This is a genomic window from Bacteroides sp. 1_1_30 (assembly GCF_020982715.1).
Classification (GTDB): domain Bacteria; phylum Bacteroidota; class Bacteroidia; order Bacteroidales; family Bacteroidaceae; genus Bacteroides; species Bacteroides xylanisolvens.
This window is the reverse complement of sequence record NZ_JAJKHN010000103.1, coordinates 1-20,349: the sequence shown is the minus strand read 5'-3', so window position 1 is coordinate 20,349 and position 20,349 is coordinate 1. Positions and strand designations below refer to the sequence as shown.

Below are 20,349 nucleotides of genomic sequence, written 5' to 3'. Positions count from 1 at the left end.
AGAAGCCCGCCATTGACCTAAATTTTGTCAATGACGGACAACTTGCTATTTTTTGATTTTATTTCGAACTCACGTTAAGTTACATCTACACCCAAACGATTATGAAAAAAGCGGAGATCAGCCCCAAGTTCCAAAGAACGGTTACGTTCCGGCAAAAGTTGATCATTATTTAAAGTTGTACTAATGGTTTGCAAAGGTGAACCATTATAAATGCTACCCAACTTATAGGTTTGATTAATCCGATATGGATCTGTGTCAGAACCGGCATAAGCAAAAGAAGCACGAATCTTACCGAACGACAAGATAGGTGATTTGATCTTAAATGCATCGGTAAAAATAAACGTAGCACCAAAAGAAGGATAAAAATAAGAGCAATTATCCAGTGGTAAAGTAGACGACCAGTCATTGCGGGCCGTTACATCTAAATAAACATAACTATTGTAACCTAATGACACCGAGCCATAAGCAGAACGGATTATCTTCTTAGATTGCAGTTGAGTGGCACTAGGATACTCATTCGAGTTAGAAATATTCTTGAAATCAGGAACCAATATGCTATTCACGCTTTCCGTTCTTTTCTCCGAGTTGCGTTCATATCGGCTAATACCGGCAATGGCATTGACTGATATTTTATGAAATGTTTTATTATACATCAATAAAGCTTCAAAGTTAGTAGAAGTACTGTTATTGATCCAGTTCTTCATACCACCGTCCACATCACTACGTGCACCCAGATTAAAAAACTCCATTCCTTTCCACCAATAAGCATCCAGTCCGGCTTTACCTACCGCCTTCAAGCCCGGAAGTAATTTTACTTCCAGATTCATCGATCCGCTCACCCTGTCACGCGTGTCAGAGTTCGTGTTTTCATAAATATTCCAATACGGATTATAACCACGTTCACCAATCGGAATCATTTCATTTCCATTTTCATCCTTATAATGTTTCAATACATCAATAGAAAGCGAACGGGGAAGAGTAACAAACGCATATATAGGATTCTTATCCGAACCATTCATATATTGACGGTTGTCTACCTTTTCATGTGAGTAAGTCATTTTAGAATCTAAAGTCATCCATTTGGTAATCGTATTCATCAACCGGAGATTGAATATATCTTTAAAGCTTTCATTGATACCGTGTACTACACTATTACCCTTACTTCTCGTATACGATACGCGATAATTATTCTTTTTCGAACCACCTTCCACAGCCAATGTATGCGTGTACCGATGGGCGGTTTCGTAGAAATCCTTCACATTGTCCGGATGTGAAGAATGAGTAGTAAGTACACCGTCATGTCCATAGATAACCTGATCCCACAAAGGTGCTCCCCAGCTACGCAATTTAGCTCCTGCAGAAGAATTATAACCACTGAAATCCGGTAAATCTGTTTGCAACCTGTTACCATTAGGTTGAAGTGTCAGTTTATGGTCAAGCAAATAAGAGTTCTCTCCTGTTCCCCAACCATTCTGATAATCTAAAAACTGGTTCACTTTTTCAAATTGAAAATTTCCGCTATAAGATACTTTTGTTTTTTCGAATGTGCTCGAACGTTTAGTTGTCACCAATACAACCCCCTGTGCTGCACGCGAACCATAAAGTGCAGCTGCATTCGGTCCCTTCAGGATTTCAATGCTTTCAATATCATCCGGATTGATATCCGCTACCGGATTACCAAGGTCGGTAGAACCTGTACCACCATCAACGGTCACACTTGTATCACCCGGTTCGTTTTCAATAATCATACCATCAATCACGAATACGGGCTGTGAGTTTTCAGTCAGTGAGCTTGTTCCGCGAATGACAATGCGCGCACTACCATTGCTCGTTCCCGGAGGAGTAATGGTAACCCCCGCCACCTTACCGGAAAGAGAAGATATCAGATTGCCACTACTATTTTCTGCCAAAGCTTCCGCATTTACACTCTGCCGTGAATAATTAAGACTCTTAGCTTCACGCGTCACTCCGAGAGCGGTAACAACCACTTCATCAAGAGCCTTCGCCGTGCTGGCCAAAGATACATTGATATGAGTCAAACCGGTAATTTTAGCCGTTTTCGTCTCCATTCCGACATACGAAAATTTCAATTCTTGACATCCATTAGGCACATTAAGTGTAAACATACCATTTATATCGGTAATTGTACCTACCGATTTAGCGTTCGTCTTACCATCCGGATCAACAGCTACCACCGTAGCTCCTATGATAGGCATTCCATCCGCAGCATCTGTCACTTTACCCGTTATACGCTTTCCTTGCGCATAACCCAATACACTTATTACTAAAAAGAATAAGAATAGGAAGTAGTTTTTCATAATACTTAATTATTAAATTAAAGAATACAGTATTGATTAATGCATTAAAGATGAACCAAAGATATTTTATTGTGATTAATATTAGATTAATATTCTCTTAATGACGGGACTTTACAAAAAAATATTTGTAGAAGATAGATTTTAAGGTTACATTAAGTTTTCATTAATCAAACCATCCTATATTTACAGCAAATCTAATTAAAACCATCGAAAAATAAAAAAATCTGTTTATGTACAAGAGAAAATTCATTCCGTTAGTACTGTTAATGATTTTAATCGTCAATGGATGCAGCAACAAGCAAGAGGTAGTGTTAACTCCGGTTGACTATGTAAATCCTTATATGGGGAATATCAGCCATTTGTTAGTTCCTACTTACCCAACTGTCCATCTTCCCAATAGTATGCTCCGCATCTATCCGGAAAGAGCAGATTACACCTCTGATAAAATAAAAGGCTTACCGGTCATTGTCACCTCACATCGGGGAAAGTCTGCATTCAGCCTGTCTTTCTATCAGGGAGCAGAGAGCGGATTACAACCGGTATATTACTATTGTTATGATAATGAAGTGATAAAACCCTATTCCTATTCTTCCTATTTTGAAGAAGAAGAGGTTTCCACTAAATTCGCTCCCTCTCACCAGGCAGGAATCTATGAACTAAGTTTCCGGAAAAACGATGCTCCATATTTAATACTTAGTACTACCAATGGTGAGCTTAAAACTACGGAGAATACCATTTCCGGTTATCAGAACATAGATCATCAAACCAAAGTATATGTTTATATGGAGACTTCCGCACTGCCGGAAAAAACGATGACTGTCAGCAAAGAAGAAATAAATCACAGCCACACTGCCATAAAAGGCAAGAACGTGGGTATCGCTCTCTTATATTCAACAGATATAAAAACAATCAAAGTTCGCTACGGCATTTCCTTCATTGATGAAAAGCAAGCAAAAGCCAACCTACAGCGGGAAATAAAAGATTATGATGTGGAAAACCAAATGAACATTGCCAAAAACATCTGGAACCAAACATTAAGTAAAATCAAAGTGGAAGGAATAGACGAAAATGCAAAAGCAATATTTTATACTTCCCTCTACCGGACTTACGAACGGATGATTTGCCTTTCGGAAGACAACCGCTATTACAGTGCTTTCGACAATAGTATCCACAAAGATTCTGTCCCATTTTATACCGACGATTGGATTTGGGACACGTATAGAGCAGTCCACCCCTTACGTGTCATCATCGAACCACAAATGGAAGCTGACATGATTCAGTCTTTTATCAGAATGGCACAGCAAATGGAACATAACTGGATGCCTACATTTCCTGAAGTGACGGGAGACAGCCGTAGAATGAATTCCAATCACGGTGTAGCCACTGTTATTGATTCATATATAAAAGGAATCCGTAACTTTGATTTATCAGCTGCTTACGAAGCCTGCAAACTTGGTATTACAGAAAAAACGTTAGCCCCGTGGTCAGGCATAAAGGGAGGTGAAATCACAAAATTTTATTGGGAAAACGGATATTTACCGGCATTGGCACCGGGAGAACAAGAAACAGCTGACGAAGTACACCCATTTGAAAAACGCCAACCAGTAGCCGTCACTCTAGGTACGTCTTACGATGAATGGTGTCTGGCACAAATAGCCAAACAACTTGGGTATGAGAAAGACTATAACTACTTTCTACAAGGGAGTAAAAACTATCGGAATATTTTCAATCCTGAAACAAAATTCTTCCATCCCAAAAATGCAAAAGGCGAATTCATAGAACCCTTTGATTATGCCACTGCCGGTGGATTAGGTGCTCGTGAAGCATACGGCGAGAATAACGGTTGGATATACCGATGGGATGTTCCCCATAATATTGCTGATTTAATTGAACTGATGGGAGGGAAAGAAGCATTCAGAAATAATCTTGAAACGATGTATAACACCCCATTGGGCGAAGCCAAATATGTATTTTATGCGCAATTACCGGATCATACGGGTAATGTAGGTCAATTTTCAATGGCTAACGAACCCAGTATGCACATTCCTTATCTGTACAACTATATAGGAGAGCCCTGGAGAACTCAAAAAAGAGTAAGGACATTGCTCGATGAATGGTTTAGAAATGACCTGATGGGACTCCCGGGCGACGAAGATGGCGGAGGAATGTCAGCATTTGTAGTCTTCTCTATGCTAGGTTTCTATCCTATTACTCCTGGTTTGCCTATTTATGTCATCGGAACTCCTATGTTCGAAAGAGCAGTTATTGAAACAGGAGCCGGAAAATCATTCGAGGTCATTGCGCACAACTATTCGCCGACAAATAAATATATCCAATCAGCCAAATTAAATGGCAAAGATTGGACCCAATCCTGGTTCGAACATAAAGAACTGATGAATGGCGGCAAACTGGAATTTACAATGGGAAACACTCCCAATAAGAATTGGGCGGCAGACAGTGTCCCCCCTTCTTTTGAAATAAATAAGTAACAGAATATGAATAAAATATTATTTGTCCTTTTATCGCTTTTGACTTCTCTGCAATCATACTCCCAAGAGCAAAATGAAAAAGAAGTTTCATTTCTCTTGTTGGGAGATATACACTATGATTTATTGGAAGATCACGATATGGAATGGTTATCCACCAAACCGGATGATCTGCGCCAAGTTACCAAAGAATATTCAGTATTCACGAAAAATACATGGCCGGAATTCTCCCGGATAATCAGCGGGCAAGTTCAAAAACACCAGCCGTCAATAAAAGCCGTTCTGCAAATGGGGGACTTGTCAGAAGGATTGGCCGGTTCTCCACAAAAAGCAATACAGATGGCTAACAGTGCCTTTAAAGCTGTCAACAAAATGAATCTGAAAGTACCTTTCATTATGACTAAAGGTAATCATGATATCACAGGCCCAGGGGCTAAAGAAGCTTTTGAAAAAGTATACTTACCCAATATGGCAAGGTTGGCAGGACATCCATCCTTACAGTCAGCCAATTACACTACTACTCTTGATGATGTATTATTTGTGTGTTATGATCCATGGGATCGGAATCCGGAAGGGCTACAACAATTAGAAAAGTCATTAGCCGGCTCGAAGGCAACTTACAAGTTTGTCATGTTACACGAGCCTGTGATTCCGGTAAACGAAAGATGCTGGCATGTATTCCGACAAGATAATGCCAAGAGGGAACAATTGCTGCAAATCATTGCCAGTCAACAAGCAATCGTGCTCTGTGCACATCTGCATCTATACTCCGTTGTCTGTCGGGACACTCCTTGGGGACCTATCGTCCAGATTCTCGTCAACAGTGTCATCAAAGATAAAAATATGCTGGTTCCGAAAAATGTAGTTGCAGACTATGGTCCTGAATTTGTAACGGCACACCCACAATGGCAACCTTCTACTCTACAACAGCGTATGGAATGGATTGATAAAGAAACTCCCCATATCCGTTTTTTCAAACAAATGGATTTACCGGGCTACGGCATCCTTTCTATTGACAAAGAAAACAACAAGATGCAATTAGAATATTATGCCGCATTTGGAGAAAAGCCATACGATACAGTCAACATATCCGAATTACTTACTTCTAATTAAAAACATATTAGCCATGAATGTAAAATTTAAAGCTTATTTATTTTCTCCTTATTCTTTTGCTATAATCTATCAGCACAAGAAATCGTCAAAGGAGATTTTAAGAACGAAAATCCACAAAGTTCGTATGTTCCTTCATTTGACATGGATGCTACCGACAAACCGGTGAAGAATGTCATCTTAATGATAGGTGACGGCATGGGACTGGCACATATCTGTTCAGGAATGTATGCCAATCAAGGACAGCTTACTATCACTAATTTAAAAACATGCGGTTTCGTCAGAACGCAATCCGCCAACAAGTTTACAACAGATTCAGCTGCTTCCGGAACTGCTTACTCAACCGGAAAAAAAACTAAAAACGGAGCACTCGGAATGGATGAAAATAACCAAGTTATTCCCAACTTACCGGAGAAGTTATCCGGCTATGGCTACATTTCAGGAATCGTTACCACTGACAATCTCGACGGAGCTACTCCTGCTGCTTTCTTTGCTCACCAACCGGAACGTGGAATGTCTAAAGAAATATGGGCAGATCTTCCTAACAGTAAGCTGACATTCTTTTCTGCCGGTAGTTATGAACTATTTGAAAAACAAGCACCAAACGTTCAAAAGGAAATCAAAAAAGAGTTTACCATCATAGAAGAACCGAATGACAAAGCCATCAAGAAATCTAAAAAACTAGGATATTTACCCACAAAGAGCAAAACGGCTTCTGTAAACGAAAACCGGGGAGATTTCCTTCCGTCTACCACCCAAATGGCTATTGACTATCTTTCGAGCAGGAGTACTAACGGTTTCTTCTTAATGGTAGAAGGTGCCCGAATAGATAAAAGTGCGCACAACAATGATTATTCGGCAGTTGTCCGTGAAGTATTGGACTTTGACAAGGCGGTAGAAGCTGCTATCAGATTTGCAGAAAAAGATGGAAATACATTAGTGATTATTTCAGCTGATCATGAAACCGGAGCATTAGCTTTACGTGACGGAAACATAAAAGAAGGCAAAATGAAAGCAATGTTTGTATCTAAAGGACATACACCAATCATGGTTCCACTGTTTGCATACGGTCCACAATCCAAGCTTTTTGGTGGTGTTCAGGAAAACAGCGATGTTAGTAATAAAATTCTCCAATTACTCGCTAAATAAGATATAAAACAGATCTGTCATTCAAACTGAAATAAGAAAGAATTTCTTCTTTGCATATAGAAAAAATTCTTTCTTATTTCTTTTCTGCCAGATAAACACCCAATTATAATACAAGCTGCCCCATCAAAGTAATCCATGTAATTCGCAATGAAGCAATTGCCGTATTTCTTTATTTTGAGAATACCCCTACTTTTTTCTATCTTTAAATAAAGCGATTATGACTACTTTTAGAATAGGATAAAAGATGATCAAAGCCCTCGCACCCCAAATGGTTAAAAGTAGACCTTGCAAGATGGGCATTATTTGAATTTTATATGGATCCTTGAACAATCCTAAAACACATAAACTTATTCCACTTAAAAAAATCACTAAAAAGAATACTGCACATATAAAAATGGGAAACGGACCGTCATATTCAGTAAAATCGGCTAATCCAAGCCATTTCTTCCATTTTCTCCGCCGTTCTTTCCTCCTTTCTTCCGGTTCCCTTTCTTTCCTCATTCTCTCCCACTCTATCACACGCCGACGGAATTCCTCTTGGGGACGCTGTAAGCTGAGATTGTATCTCCGCATCTTTTCGCTGATGCGTTTCTTTTTTCTTTTTGTCATTCTTGTATTTGTTATTTCTTATGTGTTTTTACCTATTTATTTCTTTTCTGCCTGATAGACTCCAAAAATAATGCAACCTGCTCCCAATAATGTAATCCACGTGATTTTTTCGTGGAGAATGATAACCGAAGCTACCATAGTCACCAACGGATTGAGATAGATATAATTGGAGGCTCTAACGGTTCCCAACTGTTTCAATACCACATTCCAAAGGACATAACAAACCAAGGATGCCAGGACGGCCAGAAATAAGAGATTGGATAATACAACCGGTTTTAAAAGTACATCGAAATCCGGTTGCAGCGGATGAAGAAGAAAGGCGGGAAGTATGGTCAATACTCCATAAAAGAATATTTTGCGGGTGATAAATACAGTGGGGTAACGCCCTGTCATTTTCTTTATCACCAAACTATAAAATGCCCACGACAGGGCGGCAAGTAAAGTGAGCAAATCCCCTACCGGAGATAATTTGAGTACAAAACTACCGTTGAAGACCACCAGTCCCACCCCGATTAAAGCTAATATGGAACCATAAATCAAACCTTTGGTGGCTTTTTCACTCTTATAAAAGAGAAGGGAAAGAATGGTAGTAAGCAAGGGAGCTGTGCAAATGATGAAAGCGACATTGGATGCTTGCGTAATTCCCAAAGCTGTATTCTCTGTAAAGAAATAGAGTGAACCACCGAAGAAACCTCCTGCCATCAACCAAAGTTCGTCTTTCCAGTTACTCGTAAACAGACGTTTGGGGGAAATCACCCAAATGCCCAGATAAGCAATAAGAAAACGATAGAAGAATATCTCCTGTGGGGTCAGTCCGTGATTAATCAATACTTTGGTTGATATGAAAGTCAATCCCCAGATAGCAACTACAAGTATCGCAATCAGATGGTAATATCCATGCTTCAATTCCATAATGGTGGTGATGTTTGTTTAATAGAGTGCAAAGATAGCGAGAAGTTATGGAATGTTTGTTTGGAGAAGTAACAAAAAGCCCGTACCTTTGTTTATGTTCAAAGAAAGTTCCTAAAATAAGGTATAAGTTATGGAAAAATATATAGCACCGGACAGGAAACGTATCCCATACGGCATGATGAACTTTGCAGTAATCCGCCGCGACGACTGTTATTATGTAGACAAAACCCGGTTTATACCCATGATAGAAGAGGCGGACAAGTTTTTCTTCTTTATTCGTCCGCGCCGTTTCGGCAAAAGCCTCACAGTAAATATGTTGCAGCACTATTATGATATACTTGCCAAGGATAAGTTCGATGCCCTGTTTGGCGACCTTTACATCGGAAAGCACCCTACGCGCGATCGGAACAGCTATCTGGTACTATACCTCAACTTCTCCGGAATAGTAGGCGAACTACACAACTATCGCAAAGGACTGGATGCGCATTGCCAAACAATGTTCGACTATTTCTGTGATATTTACGCCGACTATCTCCCCAAAGGCATCAAGGAAGAACTCGACAAAAAAGAAGGAGCTGTCGAACAATTTGAATACCTATTCACAGAATGTAATAAGACCAACCAACGTATTTACCTTTTTATTGACGAATACGACCATTTCACCAATGCCATCCTCTCGGATATAGAAAGCCTGCACCGCTATACGGACGAAACACATGGCGAAGGTTATCTGCGCGCCTTCTTCAATAAAATTAAAGCTGGAACTTATTCCAGTATCGAGCGTTGTTTCATTACCGGTGTAAGCCCCGTGACAATGGACGACCTCACAAGCGGTTTCAACATCGGAACCAACTACTCGCTCACGCCGGAATTCAACGAGATGATAGGTTTCACGGAAGAAGAAGTGCGCCAAATGCTCACTTACTATTCTACCACCAGTCCATTCAACCACAGTGTGGACGAATTGATAGAAATAATGAAACCCTGGTATGACAACTACTGCTTTGCGGAAGAATGTTATGGCGAAACCACCATGTACAACTCAAATATGGTGCTCTACTTCGTCAAGAATTATATTCAACGAGGCAAAGCCCCCCGGGATATGGTAGAAGACAATATCCGTATCGATTACGAAAAATTGCGTATGCTCATCCGGAAGGACAAAGAGTTTGCTCATGATGCCTCCATCATACAAACATTGGTGAGCGAAGGCTATGTCACCGGAGAACTGAAAAAAGGTTTTCCTGCCGTCAATATTACCAACCCCGACAACTTTGTGAGCCTGCTCTACTATTTCGGTATGCTCACCATTAGCGGCACGTATAAAGGAAAGACCAAACTCACCATCCCTAATCAGGTAGTCCGCGAACAAATCTACACTTATCTGCTAAGTACCTATAACGAAGCCGAACTCAATTTCAGTAGTTACGAAAAAAACGAACTTGCCAGTGCTCTTGCCTACGATGGCGATTGGAAAGCCTATTTCGGTTATATTGCTGACTGCCTGAAACACTACACTTCCCAGCGCGACAAGCAGAAAGGTGAATTTTTTGTCCACGGCTTTACGCTTGCCATGACGGCACAAAACCGTTTCTACCGTCCCATTTCCGAACAGGACACACAGGCAGGTTATGTCGATATTTTCCTCTGTCCGCTACTGGATATCTATTCCGACATGAAGCACAGCTATATTGTAGAACTGAAGTATGCCAAGTATAAAGATCCCGAAAGCCGCGTGGAAGAACTACGACTGGAAGCTATTGACCAAGCGAATCGTTATGCTGACACTGATACGGTAAAGAGAGCAGTCGGCACTACACAGCTTCATAAGATTGTGGTTGTATACAAAGGAATGGATATGCCGATATGTGAAGAGGTTTAACAGATAGGCTAACAATATGAAAAGATCAATAAAACGTTTGCCCAAACGCACGCAAGAAGAGTTGGCAGTGTTGCAAGAATTGATATTGTCGAATCTTACGAATGTGCGTATGATTATCTTGTATGGAAGTTATGCACGGGGAAAATATGTCATTTGGGATGAAACATACGACGAACGTGGAGGGACTACTTACTACCAAAGTGATTTGGATATTCTGGTGATATGTGATACGAGAGACGCAAATAAAGCAGAGAGGCATGCGCGCGAGGTGATCGTTCCTAAATATGATACAAGAATGGAAGGAAAGCGGCATCCGGCACCGCCTAGTATTATTGTAGAAAACCCGACGACCATTAATCGAGCTATAAGAAGGAAGCATTATTTCTTCTATGAGATTATAAAAGACGGTATTCTGTTGTATAACGACGGCACGTTTCAGATTGGCAAACCAGAGAAATTACCGTATCGGGAGATTAAGCAATATGCAGAGGAAGAATATGCAGAATGTTTTCCTTTAGCAGAAGGATTCTTAAGACATGGACATTTGGATAAAGAAGAAGAGAATTATAAACTAGGTTCATTTGAATTACATCAAGCCTGCGAACGTTACTACAAAACGTTTACGCTCGTGTATAGCGGCATTCGCCCTAAATCTCATGAATTGAAAGTGCTGGGAGCAATGGTCAGGAGCTGTTCACGAGAATTCGCAAATGTGTTTCCAACTCATACTTTCGAAGATAATAAAGCATTTGATAAATTATGCAGAGCATATATCGAAGCCCGATATAATCGACTGTTCACCGTTAGCAAAGAGCAATACGAGTATATGCTGGCACGAACAGAGGTGCTCCGCGAAGTAACTATTCGGGAATGTGCCGCACGCATGGCGTATTACGATGAGATGATAGAAAAAGAAGAGAAAGAGAAGATATAAACCGTATATTGTAAAAATGAATAATTACCCTCATCACAGATAGCTGTAATGAGGGTAATCACGTTAAAAAGAGAGTTTCTACACATCTCCTTAATATCAATTTCTACATGAGAAACTATCGCAATTACATACTTTATTTAGTCACCTTGTAAGTTCCACTTCCATACTCCTTTGACTTCATCTCTCCGGGAAGGGTTACGGTAGCGGTAACACCCTTAGGAATGGTGAATTCCCAAATCCAGGTATCTCCTTCGTATTTCCAGGCACTCTTGATGAGTCCGGCGGCGGAACGGTATTCGGCAGTTACGTGTCCCAATCGCTTGTCTGGAATGGGCTTCATAATGATATGTTTGAAGCCGGGGGTGGCAAGATCAGCTGCGATGCCGGCAACAGTTTCCCAAATCCATTCACATACGCATCCGTAGGCATAATGATTGAAGCTGTTCATGCCGCGTGGTCCCATTCCTTTGTCTATCATATAGCTGTTCCACCGTTCCCAAATGGTGGTGGCTCCATTGTCCACAGAATACAGCCAGCTTGGGTTCTTACGTTGAAAGAGTAGTTCATAGGCAATGTCTTCCATACCATTCTCCGTGAGGGTAGCCATGAGGATGGATGTACCCAGAAACCCGGTCTGCAAACAAAGATCGTGTTGTGCGAAGTTTTCACGCAGGCGGTCTATCATCTTCGCTTTGGGTTCGCCTTCCAAAAGCTGGTTTTTCAAGGCGAACAAGGCAGGAGTTTGCATAGTGTTGAGGATGGCGGTTTTGAAAGTACCGTCCTCATTGAGGAAATTCTCTTTGATGTATGCCTTTGCCGAATCGGCCATTTGCTGGTACTTGGCGGCATCGCGACCGGTGGCGGCAGCCATATCTCGCATCATGAAAGCATCTATCACCCAGTAGGAAGCGCTCAAATAGTTCCAATAGCTGACGGCTTCAGGAAGCGGACCTTGGGGAGAGAAAGCCAGTCCGCTACAACTTTCCAGCGGTTCGTAGCTCAACCAGTCGGCCCATTGGTAGTTGCCATTCTCACCGCAGAGAGTCTCGTGGTTATACTTGGTGTCGTTGATGTGGTTCATAAACAGGTCCATGGCGTTCCAGCTCTCCTCAATAATTTGCGTGTCACCGAATTGCTTCCATACCGTCCAGGGCACGATGATTCCGGCATCGGCCCAACCCAAACGCATTTTCTCATCACCGTATTGTGCCAAGGGAGCCACTCCGGGGAATCCGCCCAAACTGTTTTGAGTGTCGCGCATGTCACGCATCCACTTATGGAAAAACTTCATGGTGTTAGCAAAGAACGTACCGGTTTCTGCAAACACTTGTGTGTCTGCTGTCCAGCCCAGACGCTCGTCGCGTTGCGGACAGTCGGTGGGTATGGACAGGTAGTTGGATAGCTGTCCCCAATAAGTGTTGGAGATGAGCTTGTTCACAAGGTCGTTGCCTGTGGTGATAGTGCCGGTCTCCAGTTCCTTTGCGATGGAAGTAACGGGGATGGACTTCAACGACTTGATGGCAACATTCCCGGTGGCAGTTATGGAGACATAGCGGTAACCGAAGAAGGTGCAGTGAGGATAATAGGCCACATAGTTATCTCCGCCAGCAAAGGTGTAATCCAGACGGATGCCGGTGTGGGGGATGCGCAGGTTTTCGCGATGGCAGCTTCCTTCCGGACCGTCCATGCCACGAATCTTGGCACCGTTGCCATCATTGAGCAGCTCTGCAGGAAGGCAGGTCAGCACCGTTCCCTCGGCGGCTTTGAATACGAAAGAAGGTACGCCGGCACAATTTTGTCCGAAGTCCACCACTAACGTCTCTCCCGGACTTACGGTCATTTCCGTACCCGATGCGAACTCACGGGCGATAATTACCTTACCGAACTCATTCTCCTTTGCTCCTTCTACATTCTTCCAAATGTATGCTTTGACAGGAGCAAGTGCGAGATCAGTACGCAGATAAACTTCCGCTCCATCCGAAGGCAGGATATCGCCAGAGAATTCGGTGTTCTCTTCGGGCGTGGAGAGTTTCTCCACGCATTCGTAGCCCATCGGCTCGCGTGCATCATACTCTTCTCCGTCAAAGATACCAGCATGTTTCACTGGGCCGGCAATTCCGGCTTTCCAATTTTTAAGATCAGTACCGTAACGCTTCTTACTTCCGTCAGAAAAAGTTAGTTCCAGTACACCACGGAAGGCACATTTCTTGCCTATCATGCCGTCATATCCTCCGGGAGTTATGATTTTGTCACCCCACCATCCCGGCGTTACCTGTACGGAAAGCATGTTCTCGGCGTTTAGCTTGGTACGGATGATGTCTGTAATATCATAAGTGAAAGAACGTTTGGTCTTGGCATAGTGTGTGAAGCCCGGTTTCAGAAATTCCTCGCCTACGGGTTTCCCATTCACATACAACTCGTAAACTCCCAGTCCAGCGGTCATCCACTTGGCGGAGACAATTTTCTGTTCATTTTTCACGGTGGACACGAACCAACTCGCGCCATCGGCTGCGCGATCGTCGTTATGTCCTTTCACTACAGGGGCATCTACTGCTGAAATCCATTTGGATTCGTTCCAGGCTGATGCTTCCAATGCGTCAGTACGTTTTCCGACTTCGGTTGCGTTTATCAGTCCGCTATTCGAGAAAAGCGCGAGAATCATTATCGGGATAAGATTCGCAAAACAATGAAGATTCATTTTCATACTTATATGTATTTTTTAGTATTAAAAGATTAACTTGGAAATGCTGTTTTAGTTTTACAGGGCTTGCACAACAAAATTACAGAATTATATGATATGACAGACGATTTCTGCATTTTTTTTGACTCAATGATGGTTTCTATTCAATCCGGAACTGACTCATAAGTCCAATCTGATTGAACAGACGACAGGAGCTTTGTACATTGAGTGATCGATTATCGAGCAAAACAATGATATATTGTAAAATAATATAACCAATACACTCATTCTGTATATTGTATAAATTATTTATTAAAGAAGAAAAGAAGATGCCGGTTATTCATTGCAATCATTCTTTCTTCTTTACACGAAAGTCCCGAAATCGAATAAACTCTATTCAAGTTTTTAATAAATAACGAAGAGGTTTATTATAAACGGTATCCAAGTTTATTATAAACTCTTTTTTGACACTTTCAATACCTAAAATAGAATTATTGCAACAAAAATGGGCAAGAACCTTCACAGTTTCTTGCCCATTCGTTATCCTCGTTATGCAATTCGCATATTAACCTATTGAACTTTATGTAATAAAATTTATATATTTCATTGTTATTTCTTTATTATTATTGACCTCAAATATACAAAATAAAAAGAAGAAAGTCAATAGGGAAAGCGTGGTTATCTGAAAATAAACACGTAAATTTGTGCCTCGAATTAGAAATAACAGTATAAATCACTATAAATAAAAACTTTATCACTATGGAGTACAATTTCAGAGAAATTGAAAAGAAGTGGCAGAAAAGGTGGGTAGAAGAAAAAACCTACCAAGTTACGGAAGATGATTCGAAGCAAAAATTTTATGTACTAAACATGTTTCCTTACCCATCAGGAGCTGGTCTACACGTAGGTCATCCGCTGGGATACATTGCTTCGGATATTTACGCCCGTTACAAACGACTGCAGGGCTTCAATGTACTCAACCCAATGGGATATGACGCTTACGGTTTGCCGGCAGAACAATATGCTATCCAGACCGGACAGCATCCTGCTATCACTACCGTCAACAATATCAACCGCTACCGCGAGCAGTTGGACAAAATAGGTTTCTCTTTCGACTGGAACCGTGAAATCCGTACTTGCGACCCGGAATATTATCATTGGACCCAATGGGCCTTCCAAAAAATGTTCAACAGCTATTATTGTAACGATGAACAGGAAGCCCGTCCTATCGAAGAACTGGAAAAAGCCTTCGCCATCTACGGAAACGAAGGACTCAATGCCGCTTGCAGCGAAGATATCAGCTTTACTGCCGAAGAGTGGAACGCCAAAAGCGAAAAAGAAAAGCAAGAAATCCTGATGAACTACCGCATCGCTTATCTGGGCGAAACGATGGTAAACTGGTGTGCCGAGTTAGGAACTGTACTGGCTAACGACGAGGTAGTAGACGGAGTCAGCGAACGTGGCGGTTTTCCTGTTATCCAGAAGAAAATGCGCCAATGGTGTTTGCGTGTATCTGCGTATGCACAACGCTTGCTTGATGGATTGGACACGATCGAATGGACAGATTCTCTGAAAGAAACCCAAAGAAACTGGATCGGACGTTCGGAAGGTGCTGAAGTGCAATTCAAAGTAAAAGACAGTGATCTCGAATTCACAATTTTCACCACTCGTGCAGATACCATGTTCGGTGTTACCTTTATGGTATTAGCTCCGGAAAGTGAATTGGTGGTACAATTAACGACTCCTGAACAAAAAGCAGAAGTAGACGCTTACCTCGACCGTACCAAAAAACGTACGGAACGTGAACGCATCGCCGACCGTAGTGTTACCGGTGTATTCAGCGGTTCGTATGCTATCAATCCGTTCACAGGTGAAGCAGTACCCGTATGGATCAGCGATTACGTACTGGCCGGATACGGAACAGGAGCTATTATGGCTGTACCTGCTCATGATAGCCGCGACTACGCATTTGCCAAACATTTCGGATTAGAAATCCGTCCGTTGGTAGAAGGCTGTGATGTAAGCGAAGAAAGTTTCGATGCAAAAGAAGGCATTGTTTGCAACTCTCCGCGTCTTGATGTCACTCCTTACTGTGATCTTTCATTGAACGGACTGACCATCAAAGAAGCGATAGAGACAACCAAGAAATATGTAAAAGAGCACAATCTGGGTCGTGTGAAAGTGAACTACCGTCTGCGTGACGCTATTTTCTCTCGCCAACGTTACTGGGGTGAGCCGTTCCCTGTTTACTACAAAGACGGAATGCCCTATATAATTGACGAAGCCAGCCTGCCGCTGGAACTTCCGGAAGTCGCTAAATTCCTGCCTACCGAAACAGGTGAGCCTCCATTGGGACACGCAACTAAATGGGCTTGGAATACAGTAAACAAATGTGTCGTAGAAAATGAGAAGATCGACCATGTAACCGTCTTCCCGCTGGAACTGAACACCATGCCGGGATTCGCCGGTTCTTCGGCTTACTATCTCCGCTACATGGACCCGCATAACCATCAGGCATTAGTTGATCCGAAAATTGACCAGTACTGGAAAAATGTAGACCTATATGTAGGTGGTACCGAACATGCAACAGGTCACTTGATTTATTCTCGTTTCTGGAATAAATTCCTGTATGACATGGGTGTGTCTGTAATGGAAGAACCCTTCCAAAAGTTAGTAAACCAAGGAATGATTCAAGGCCGCAGCAACTTTGTATATCGTATCAAAGATACCAATACTTTCGTTTCGCTGAACCTGAAAGATCAGTACGAAGTTACTCCTATCCATGTGGATGTAAATATCGTATCCAATGATGTTTTGGATTTGGAAGCATTCAAAGCATGGCGTCCTGAATATAAAACAGCCGAATTTATCCTCGAAGACGGAAAATATGTTTGCGGATGGGCAGTTGAAAAGATGAGTAAATCTATGTTCAATGTAGTCAATCCGGATATGATTGTTGAGAAATACGGTGCGGATACACTTCGTATGTATGAAATGTTCCTTGGCCCGGTAGAACAGTCTAAACCGTGGGATACAAACGGAATCGACGGTGTACACCGTTTTATCCGTAAATTCTGGTCGTTGTTCTACAGCCGTACAGACGAATATCTGGTGACAGACGAACCTGCAACGAAAGAAGAATTGAAAAGCCTTCATAAATTGATTAAGAAGGTGACAGGTGATATTGAACAGTTCTCTTACAATACATCTATCAGCGCATTCATGATTTGCGTAAACGAACTCTTCAACCTGAAATGTAGCAAAAAAGAGATTCTGGAACAGCTCGTTATCACTCTCGCTCCTTTCGCTCCACATGTCTGCGAAGAGTTGTGGGATGTATTGGGACACGAAACTTCCGTATGCGACGCCCAATGGCCTGCATACAACGAAGAATATCTGAAAGAAGATACTATCAACTATACCATCTCTTTCAACGGAAAGGCACGTTTCAATATGGAATTTGCAGCAGATGAAGCTTCGGACGCTATCCAAGCCGCAGTATTGGCAGACGAACGTTCACAGAAGTGGATTGATGGCAAGACTCCGAAAAAGATCATTGTCGTTCCGAAAAAGATTGTAAACGTTGTAATTTAAAGTATTAAGTATAAAACAATAAGTATTAAGTAATAAGTATTATCCATAGTCGTTTTCCAAATATATCCGTCAGGTTAATACTTATTACTTAATACTTGAACTTAAAATCCATGCATAAACTGACAAAAGCGGAAATAATGAGAGAAGTGAAAGATTACATCTATATCACTCTCGGATTGATAAGCTATTCTTTGGGATGGGCTGCATTCCTGTTACCTTATCAGATAACTACCGGAGGAACTACCGGTATCGGAGCTATTATCTATTATGCAACAGGATTTCCAATTCAGTGGTCATACTTCATTATCAATGCAGTTCTGATGACGTTTGCCATCCGGATATTGGGTCCGAAATTCAGTATAAAAACGACTTATGCTATTTTTACGCTGACTTTTCTGCTTTGGTTATTCCAGTTGGTGGTGAACAATTACGTAGAAGCACCGGATATGACGCCGGACGGTAAGCCGCTGTTGCTCGGTACAGGACAGGATTTCATGGCCTGTATTATTGGTGCAGCCATGTGCGGTGTAGGCCTCGGTATCACTTTCAACTACAATGGAAGTACGGGTGGAACAGATATTATCGCAGCCATCGTCAATAAATACAAAGATGTATCACTCGGGCGAATGATTATGATTTGTGATGTATTCATTATCAGCTCCTGTTACTTTATATTTCATGATTGGCGCCGGGTTATTTTCGGTTTTGTCACCCTGTTTATTATTGGTGTTGTGCTCGACTGGATTATCAACAGTGCCCGTCAATCGGTTCAATTCTTCATCTTCTCCAAGAAATATGATGAAATAGCCGACCGTATCATTAAAGACGCCGACCGGGGAGTAACGGTACTCGACGGTACGGGATGGTACAGTAAAACCAATGTGAAAGTGTTGGTAGTACTTGCCAAGAAACGTCAGTCACTCGAAATTTTCCGTTTGGTAAAACGCATTGATCCGAATGCTTTTATCTCTCAAAGTTCCGTTATCGGTGTGTATGGCGAAGGATTCGATAAGCTGAAAGTGAAATAATAACCGGTTGATAAGTAGTGAACAACCCTGTTAAAACAAAAAATAAGATGATAAAACGCAAACTTGTATTTGCTACCAATAATGCTCATAAACTGGAAGAAGTGGCCGCTATCCTGGGAGATCAAGTGGAATTATTAAGTCTCAATGATATCGGTTGCCAAGCGGATATTCCCGAAACTGCTGAAACACTGGAAGGAAATGCGTTATTAAAATCTTCCTATATCTACAAAAACTATCATCTGGATTGTTTTGCCGATGATACGGGATTGGAAGTGGAAGCCTTGAACGGAGCTCCCGGAGTCTATTCCGCCCGCTATGCAGGAGGTGAAGGACACGACGCCCAGGCTAATATGCTCAAACTTCTTCACGAACTGGACGGAAAGGAAAACCGTAAAGCGCAATTTCGCACCGCTATTTCGTTGATACTGGACGGAAAGGAGTATCTCTTTGAAGGAGTGATAAAAGGCGAAATAATCAAAGAAAAACGTGGTGATTCCGGATTTGGCTACGATCCTGTATTCATGCCTGAAGGTTATGACCGGACTTTTGCCGAATTGGGAAATGATATCAAGAACCAAATCAGCCACCGTGCACTGGCTGTACAGAAACTTTGTGAGTTTCTGCAAAGCTGATTATACATACCCACTTAAAATATAAAACACAATGAAGAAAATTACTTTATTTACTTTACTTACGCTCCTATTGTGTACTTCGTGTGTAACAAAAAAGAAGTTCATGCTTGCAGAGATGGCAGCCACCGCAAGCAAAGACAGTCTGCAAGGGTTGTTGAATAACTCCCGCGAAGTTGGTAACCAGCTATCGGCACAAGTCAAAAACCTCTTGCGTGATACGACCAAGATGGGGAACAGTATCCGCCAGTATCAGAGTATGTTGAATGTCAACATGACTGAACAGGAAAAACTGAATGCGCTGTTGAGCCAAAAGAAAAATGAGCTGAACGAAAGAGAACGCACGATCAATGAATTGCAGGACATGATTAAGGCGCAGAATGATAAGGTACAAAATCTCTTGAGTAATGTAAAAGACGCATTACTTGGTTTTAGCACCGACGAGCTGACCGTTCGCGAGAAAGACGGAAAAGTATATGTAGCGATGTCCGACAAATTATTATTCCAGTCAGGAAGTGCCCGCCTGGACAAACGTGGAGAGGAAGCTCTCGGCAAACTGGCCGAAGTACTGAACAAACAGACGGACATCGACGTATTTATCGAAGGACATACGGACAACAAACCGATCAATACTGTACAATTCAAGGATAACTGGGATTTGAGTGTGATCCGTGCCACTTCCGTAGTTCGTATCCTCATCAAGAATTACAATGTAAATCCTTTGCAGATTCAGCCTAGCGGCCGCGGTGAATATATGCCTGTTGATGATAACGAAACAATAGAAGGAAGAAGCAAGAATCGCCGTACGGAGATTATCATGGCTCCGAAACTGGATAAGTTGTTCCAGATGCTTCAAAGCTCGGAAGAATCCAAATAAAAAATAATTGATTCAATAATCAACAATAAAAAATCCTCTCGGTTAATAAACTGGGAGGATTTTTTTAGGGATATTCAGTAAATGTTCCTCTTTCTAAAAAATCAAGAGAAAAGCTTTGCTTTACGTGAGCTTTTCTCTTGA

Annotated in this window: 12 protein-coding genes and 1 pseudogene; 9 read left to right on the top strand and 4 right to left on the bottom strand. The window is 41.8% G+C overall.

Going from position 1 to position 20,349, the window contains the following annotated elements; translation table 11 throughout:
- Positions 1 to 74: 74 nt before the first annotated feature.
- Positions 75 to 2,318, bottom strand: coding sequence for a SusC/RagA family TonB-linked outer membrane protein (locus LPH68_RS22430; protein WP_230297154.1), 2,244 nt, complete (start codon positions 2,316 to 2,318; stop codon positions 75 to 77).
- Positions 2,319 to 2,548: 230 nt separating this feature from the next.
- Between LPH68_RS22430 and LPH68_RS22425 the strand changes: the two genes are divergently transcribed.
- From LPH68_RS22425 to LPH68_RS22415, 3 genes and pseudogenes are all read left to right on the top strand, one after another.
- Positions 2,549 to 4,807, top strand: a complete 2,259-nt coding sequence (locus tag LPH68_RS22425) for a GH92 family glycosyl hydrolase (protein ID WP_151923272.1) — start codon at positions 2,549 to 2,551, stop codon at positions 4,805 to 4,807.
- Positions 4,808 to 4,813: 6 nt separating this feature from the next.
- The gene (locus LPH68_RS22420; RefSeq protein WP_008641409.1) at positions 4,814 to 5,917 is read left to right on the top strand and encodes a metallophosphoesterase; all 1,104 of its coding nucleotides are present in this window, start codon (positions 4,814 to 4,816) and stop codon (positions 5,915 to 5,917) included.
- Between the two features lie 13 nt (positions 5,918 to 5,930).
- Positions 5,931 to 7,063: pseudogene (locus LPH68_RS22415) on the top strand (alkaline phosphatase).
- 186 nt (positions 7,064 to 7,249) lie between these two features.
- Here LPH68_RS22415 and LPH68_RS22410 read toward each other — a convergent pair.
- Positions 7,250 to 7,672: a hypothetical protein gene (locus tag LPH68_RS22410; protein ID WP_008023617.1), complete on the bottom strand. Its 423-nt coding sequence runs from the start codon at positions 7,670 to 7,672 to the stop codon at positions 7,250 to 7,252.
- A gap of 36 nt (positions 7,673 to 7,708) precedes the next feature.
- Positions 7,709 to 8,584, bottom strand: a complete 876-nt coding sequence (locus LPH68_RS22405) for a DMT family transporter (RefSeq protein ID WP_004298693.1) — start codon at positions 8,582 to 8,584, stop codon at positions 7,709 to 7,711.
- A gap of 130 nt (positions 8,585 to 8,714) precedes the next feature.
- On the opposite strand from LPH68_RS22405, the gene LPH68_RS22400 reads away from it, so the two are divergent.
- A complete protein-coding gene (locus LPH68_RS22400) occupies positions 8,715 to 10,466 on the top strand; it encodes an AAA family ATPase (RefSeq protein ID WP_149958840.1) in 1,752 nt (583 codons plus the stop codon).
- Between the two features lie 16 nt (positions 10,467 to 10,482).
- The gene (locus LPH68_RS22395; protein ID WP_032841899.1) at positions 10,483 to 11,400 is read left to right on the top strand and encodes a HEPN domain-containing protein; all 918 of its coding nucleotides are present in this window, start codon (positions 10,483 to 10,485) and stop codon (positions 11,398 to 11,400) included.
- A gap of 133 nt (positions 11,401 to 11,533) precedes the next feature.
- On the opposite strand, the gene LPH68_RS22390 is transcribed toward LPH68_RS22395, so the two are convergent.
- Positions 11,534 to 14,104 carry a family 78 glycoside hydrolase catalytic domain gene (locus LPH68_RS22390; protein WP_151923271.1) on the bottom strand — a complete coding sequence of 857 codons (2,571 nt, stop codon included), beginning with the start codon at positions 14,102 to 14,104 and terminating at the stop codon, positions 11,534 to 11,536.
- Positions 14,105 to 14,839: 735 nt separating this feature from the next.
- On the opposite strand from LPH68_RS22390, the gene leuS reads away from it, so the two are divergent.
- The 4 genes from leuS (at position 14,840) to LPH68_RS22370 (ending at position 20,208) form a co-directional block, all read left to right on the top strand.
- Positions 14,840 to 17,674 carry a leucine--tRNA ligase gene (gene leuS, locus LPH68_RS22385; protein ID WP_151923270.1) on the top strand — a complete coding sequence of 945 codons (2,835 nt, stop codon included), beginning with the start codon at positions 14,840 to 14,842 and terminating at the stop codon, positions 17,672 to 17,674.
- 110 nt (positions 17,675 to 17,784) lie between these two features.
- Positions 17,785 to 18,702 carry a YitT family protein gene (locus LPH68_RS22380; protein WP_008775348.1) on the top strand — a complete coding sequence of 306 codons (918 nt, stop codon included), beginning with the start codon at positions 17,785 to 17,787 and terminating at the stop codon, positions 18,700 to 18,702.
- A 50-nt stretch (positions 18,703 to 18,752) separates the two neighbouring features.
- Positions 18,753 to 19,334, top strand: coding sequence for a non-canonical purine NTP diphosphatase (locus LPH68_RS22375; protein WP_008775349.1), 582 nt, complete (start codon positions 18,753 to 18,755; stop codon positions 19,332 to 19,334).
- Between the two features lie 31 nt (positions 19,335 to 19,365).
- Complete coding sequence (locus LPH68_RS22370; protein WP_008641420.1) at positions 19,366 to 20,208, top strand: OmpA family protein; 843 nt, start codon at positions 19,366 to 19,368, stop codon at positions 20,206 to 20,208.
- Positions 20,209 to 20,349: the final 141 nt, after the last annotated feature.

Coding starts and splice junctions, on each gene's coding strand:
- LPH68_RS22430 (WP_230297154.1), bottom strand. CDS start 2,318: ATGAAAAACTACTTCCTATTCTTATTCTTTTTAGTAATAAGTGTATTG.
- LPH68_RS22425 (WP_151923272.1), top strand. CDS start 2,549: ATGTACAAGAGAAAATTCATTCCGTTAGTACTGTTAATGATTTTAATC.
- LPH68_RS22420 (WP_008641409.1), top strand. CDS start 4,814: ATGAATAAAATATTATTTGTCCTTTTATCGCTTTTGACTTCTCTGCAA.
- LPH68_RS22410 (WP_008023617.1), bottom strand. CDS start 7,672: ATGACAAAAAGAAAAAAGAAACGCATCAGCGAAAAGATGCGGAGATAC.
- LPH68_RS22405 (WP_004298693.1), bottom strand. CDS start 8,584: ATGGAATTGAAGCATGGATATTACCATCTGATTGCGATACTTGTAGTT.
- LPH68_RS22400 (WP_149958840.1), top strand. CDS start 8,715: ATGGAAAAATATATAGCACCGGACAGGAAACGTATCCCATACGGCATG.
- LPH68_RS22395 (WP_032841899.1), top strand. CDS start 10,483: ATGAAAAGATCAATAAAACGTTTGCCCAAACGCACGCAAGAAGAGTTG.
- LPH68_RS22390 (WP_151923271.1), bottom strand. CDS start 14,104: ATGAAAATGAATCTTCATTGTTTTGCGAATCTTATCCCGATAATGATT.
- leuS (WP_151923270.1), top strand. CDS start 14,840: ATGGAGTACAATTTCAGAGAAATTGAAAAGAAGTGGCAGAAAAGGTGG.
- LPH68_RS22380 (WP_008775348.1), top strand. CDS start 17,785: ATGCATAAACTGACAAAAGCGGAAATAATGAGAGAAGTGAAAGATTAC.
- LPH68_RS22370 (WP_008641420.1), top strand. CDS start 19,366: ATGAAGAAAATTACTTTATTTACTTTACTTACGCTCCTATTGTGTACT.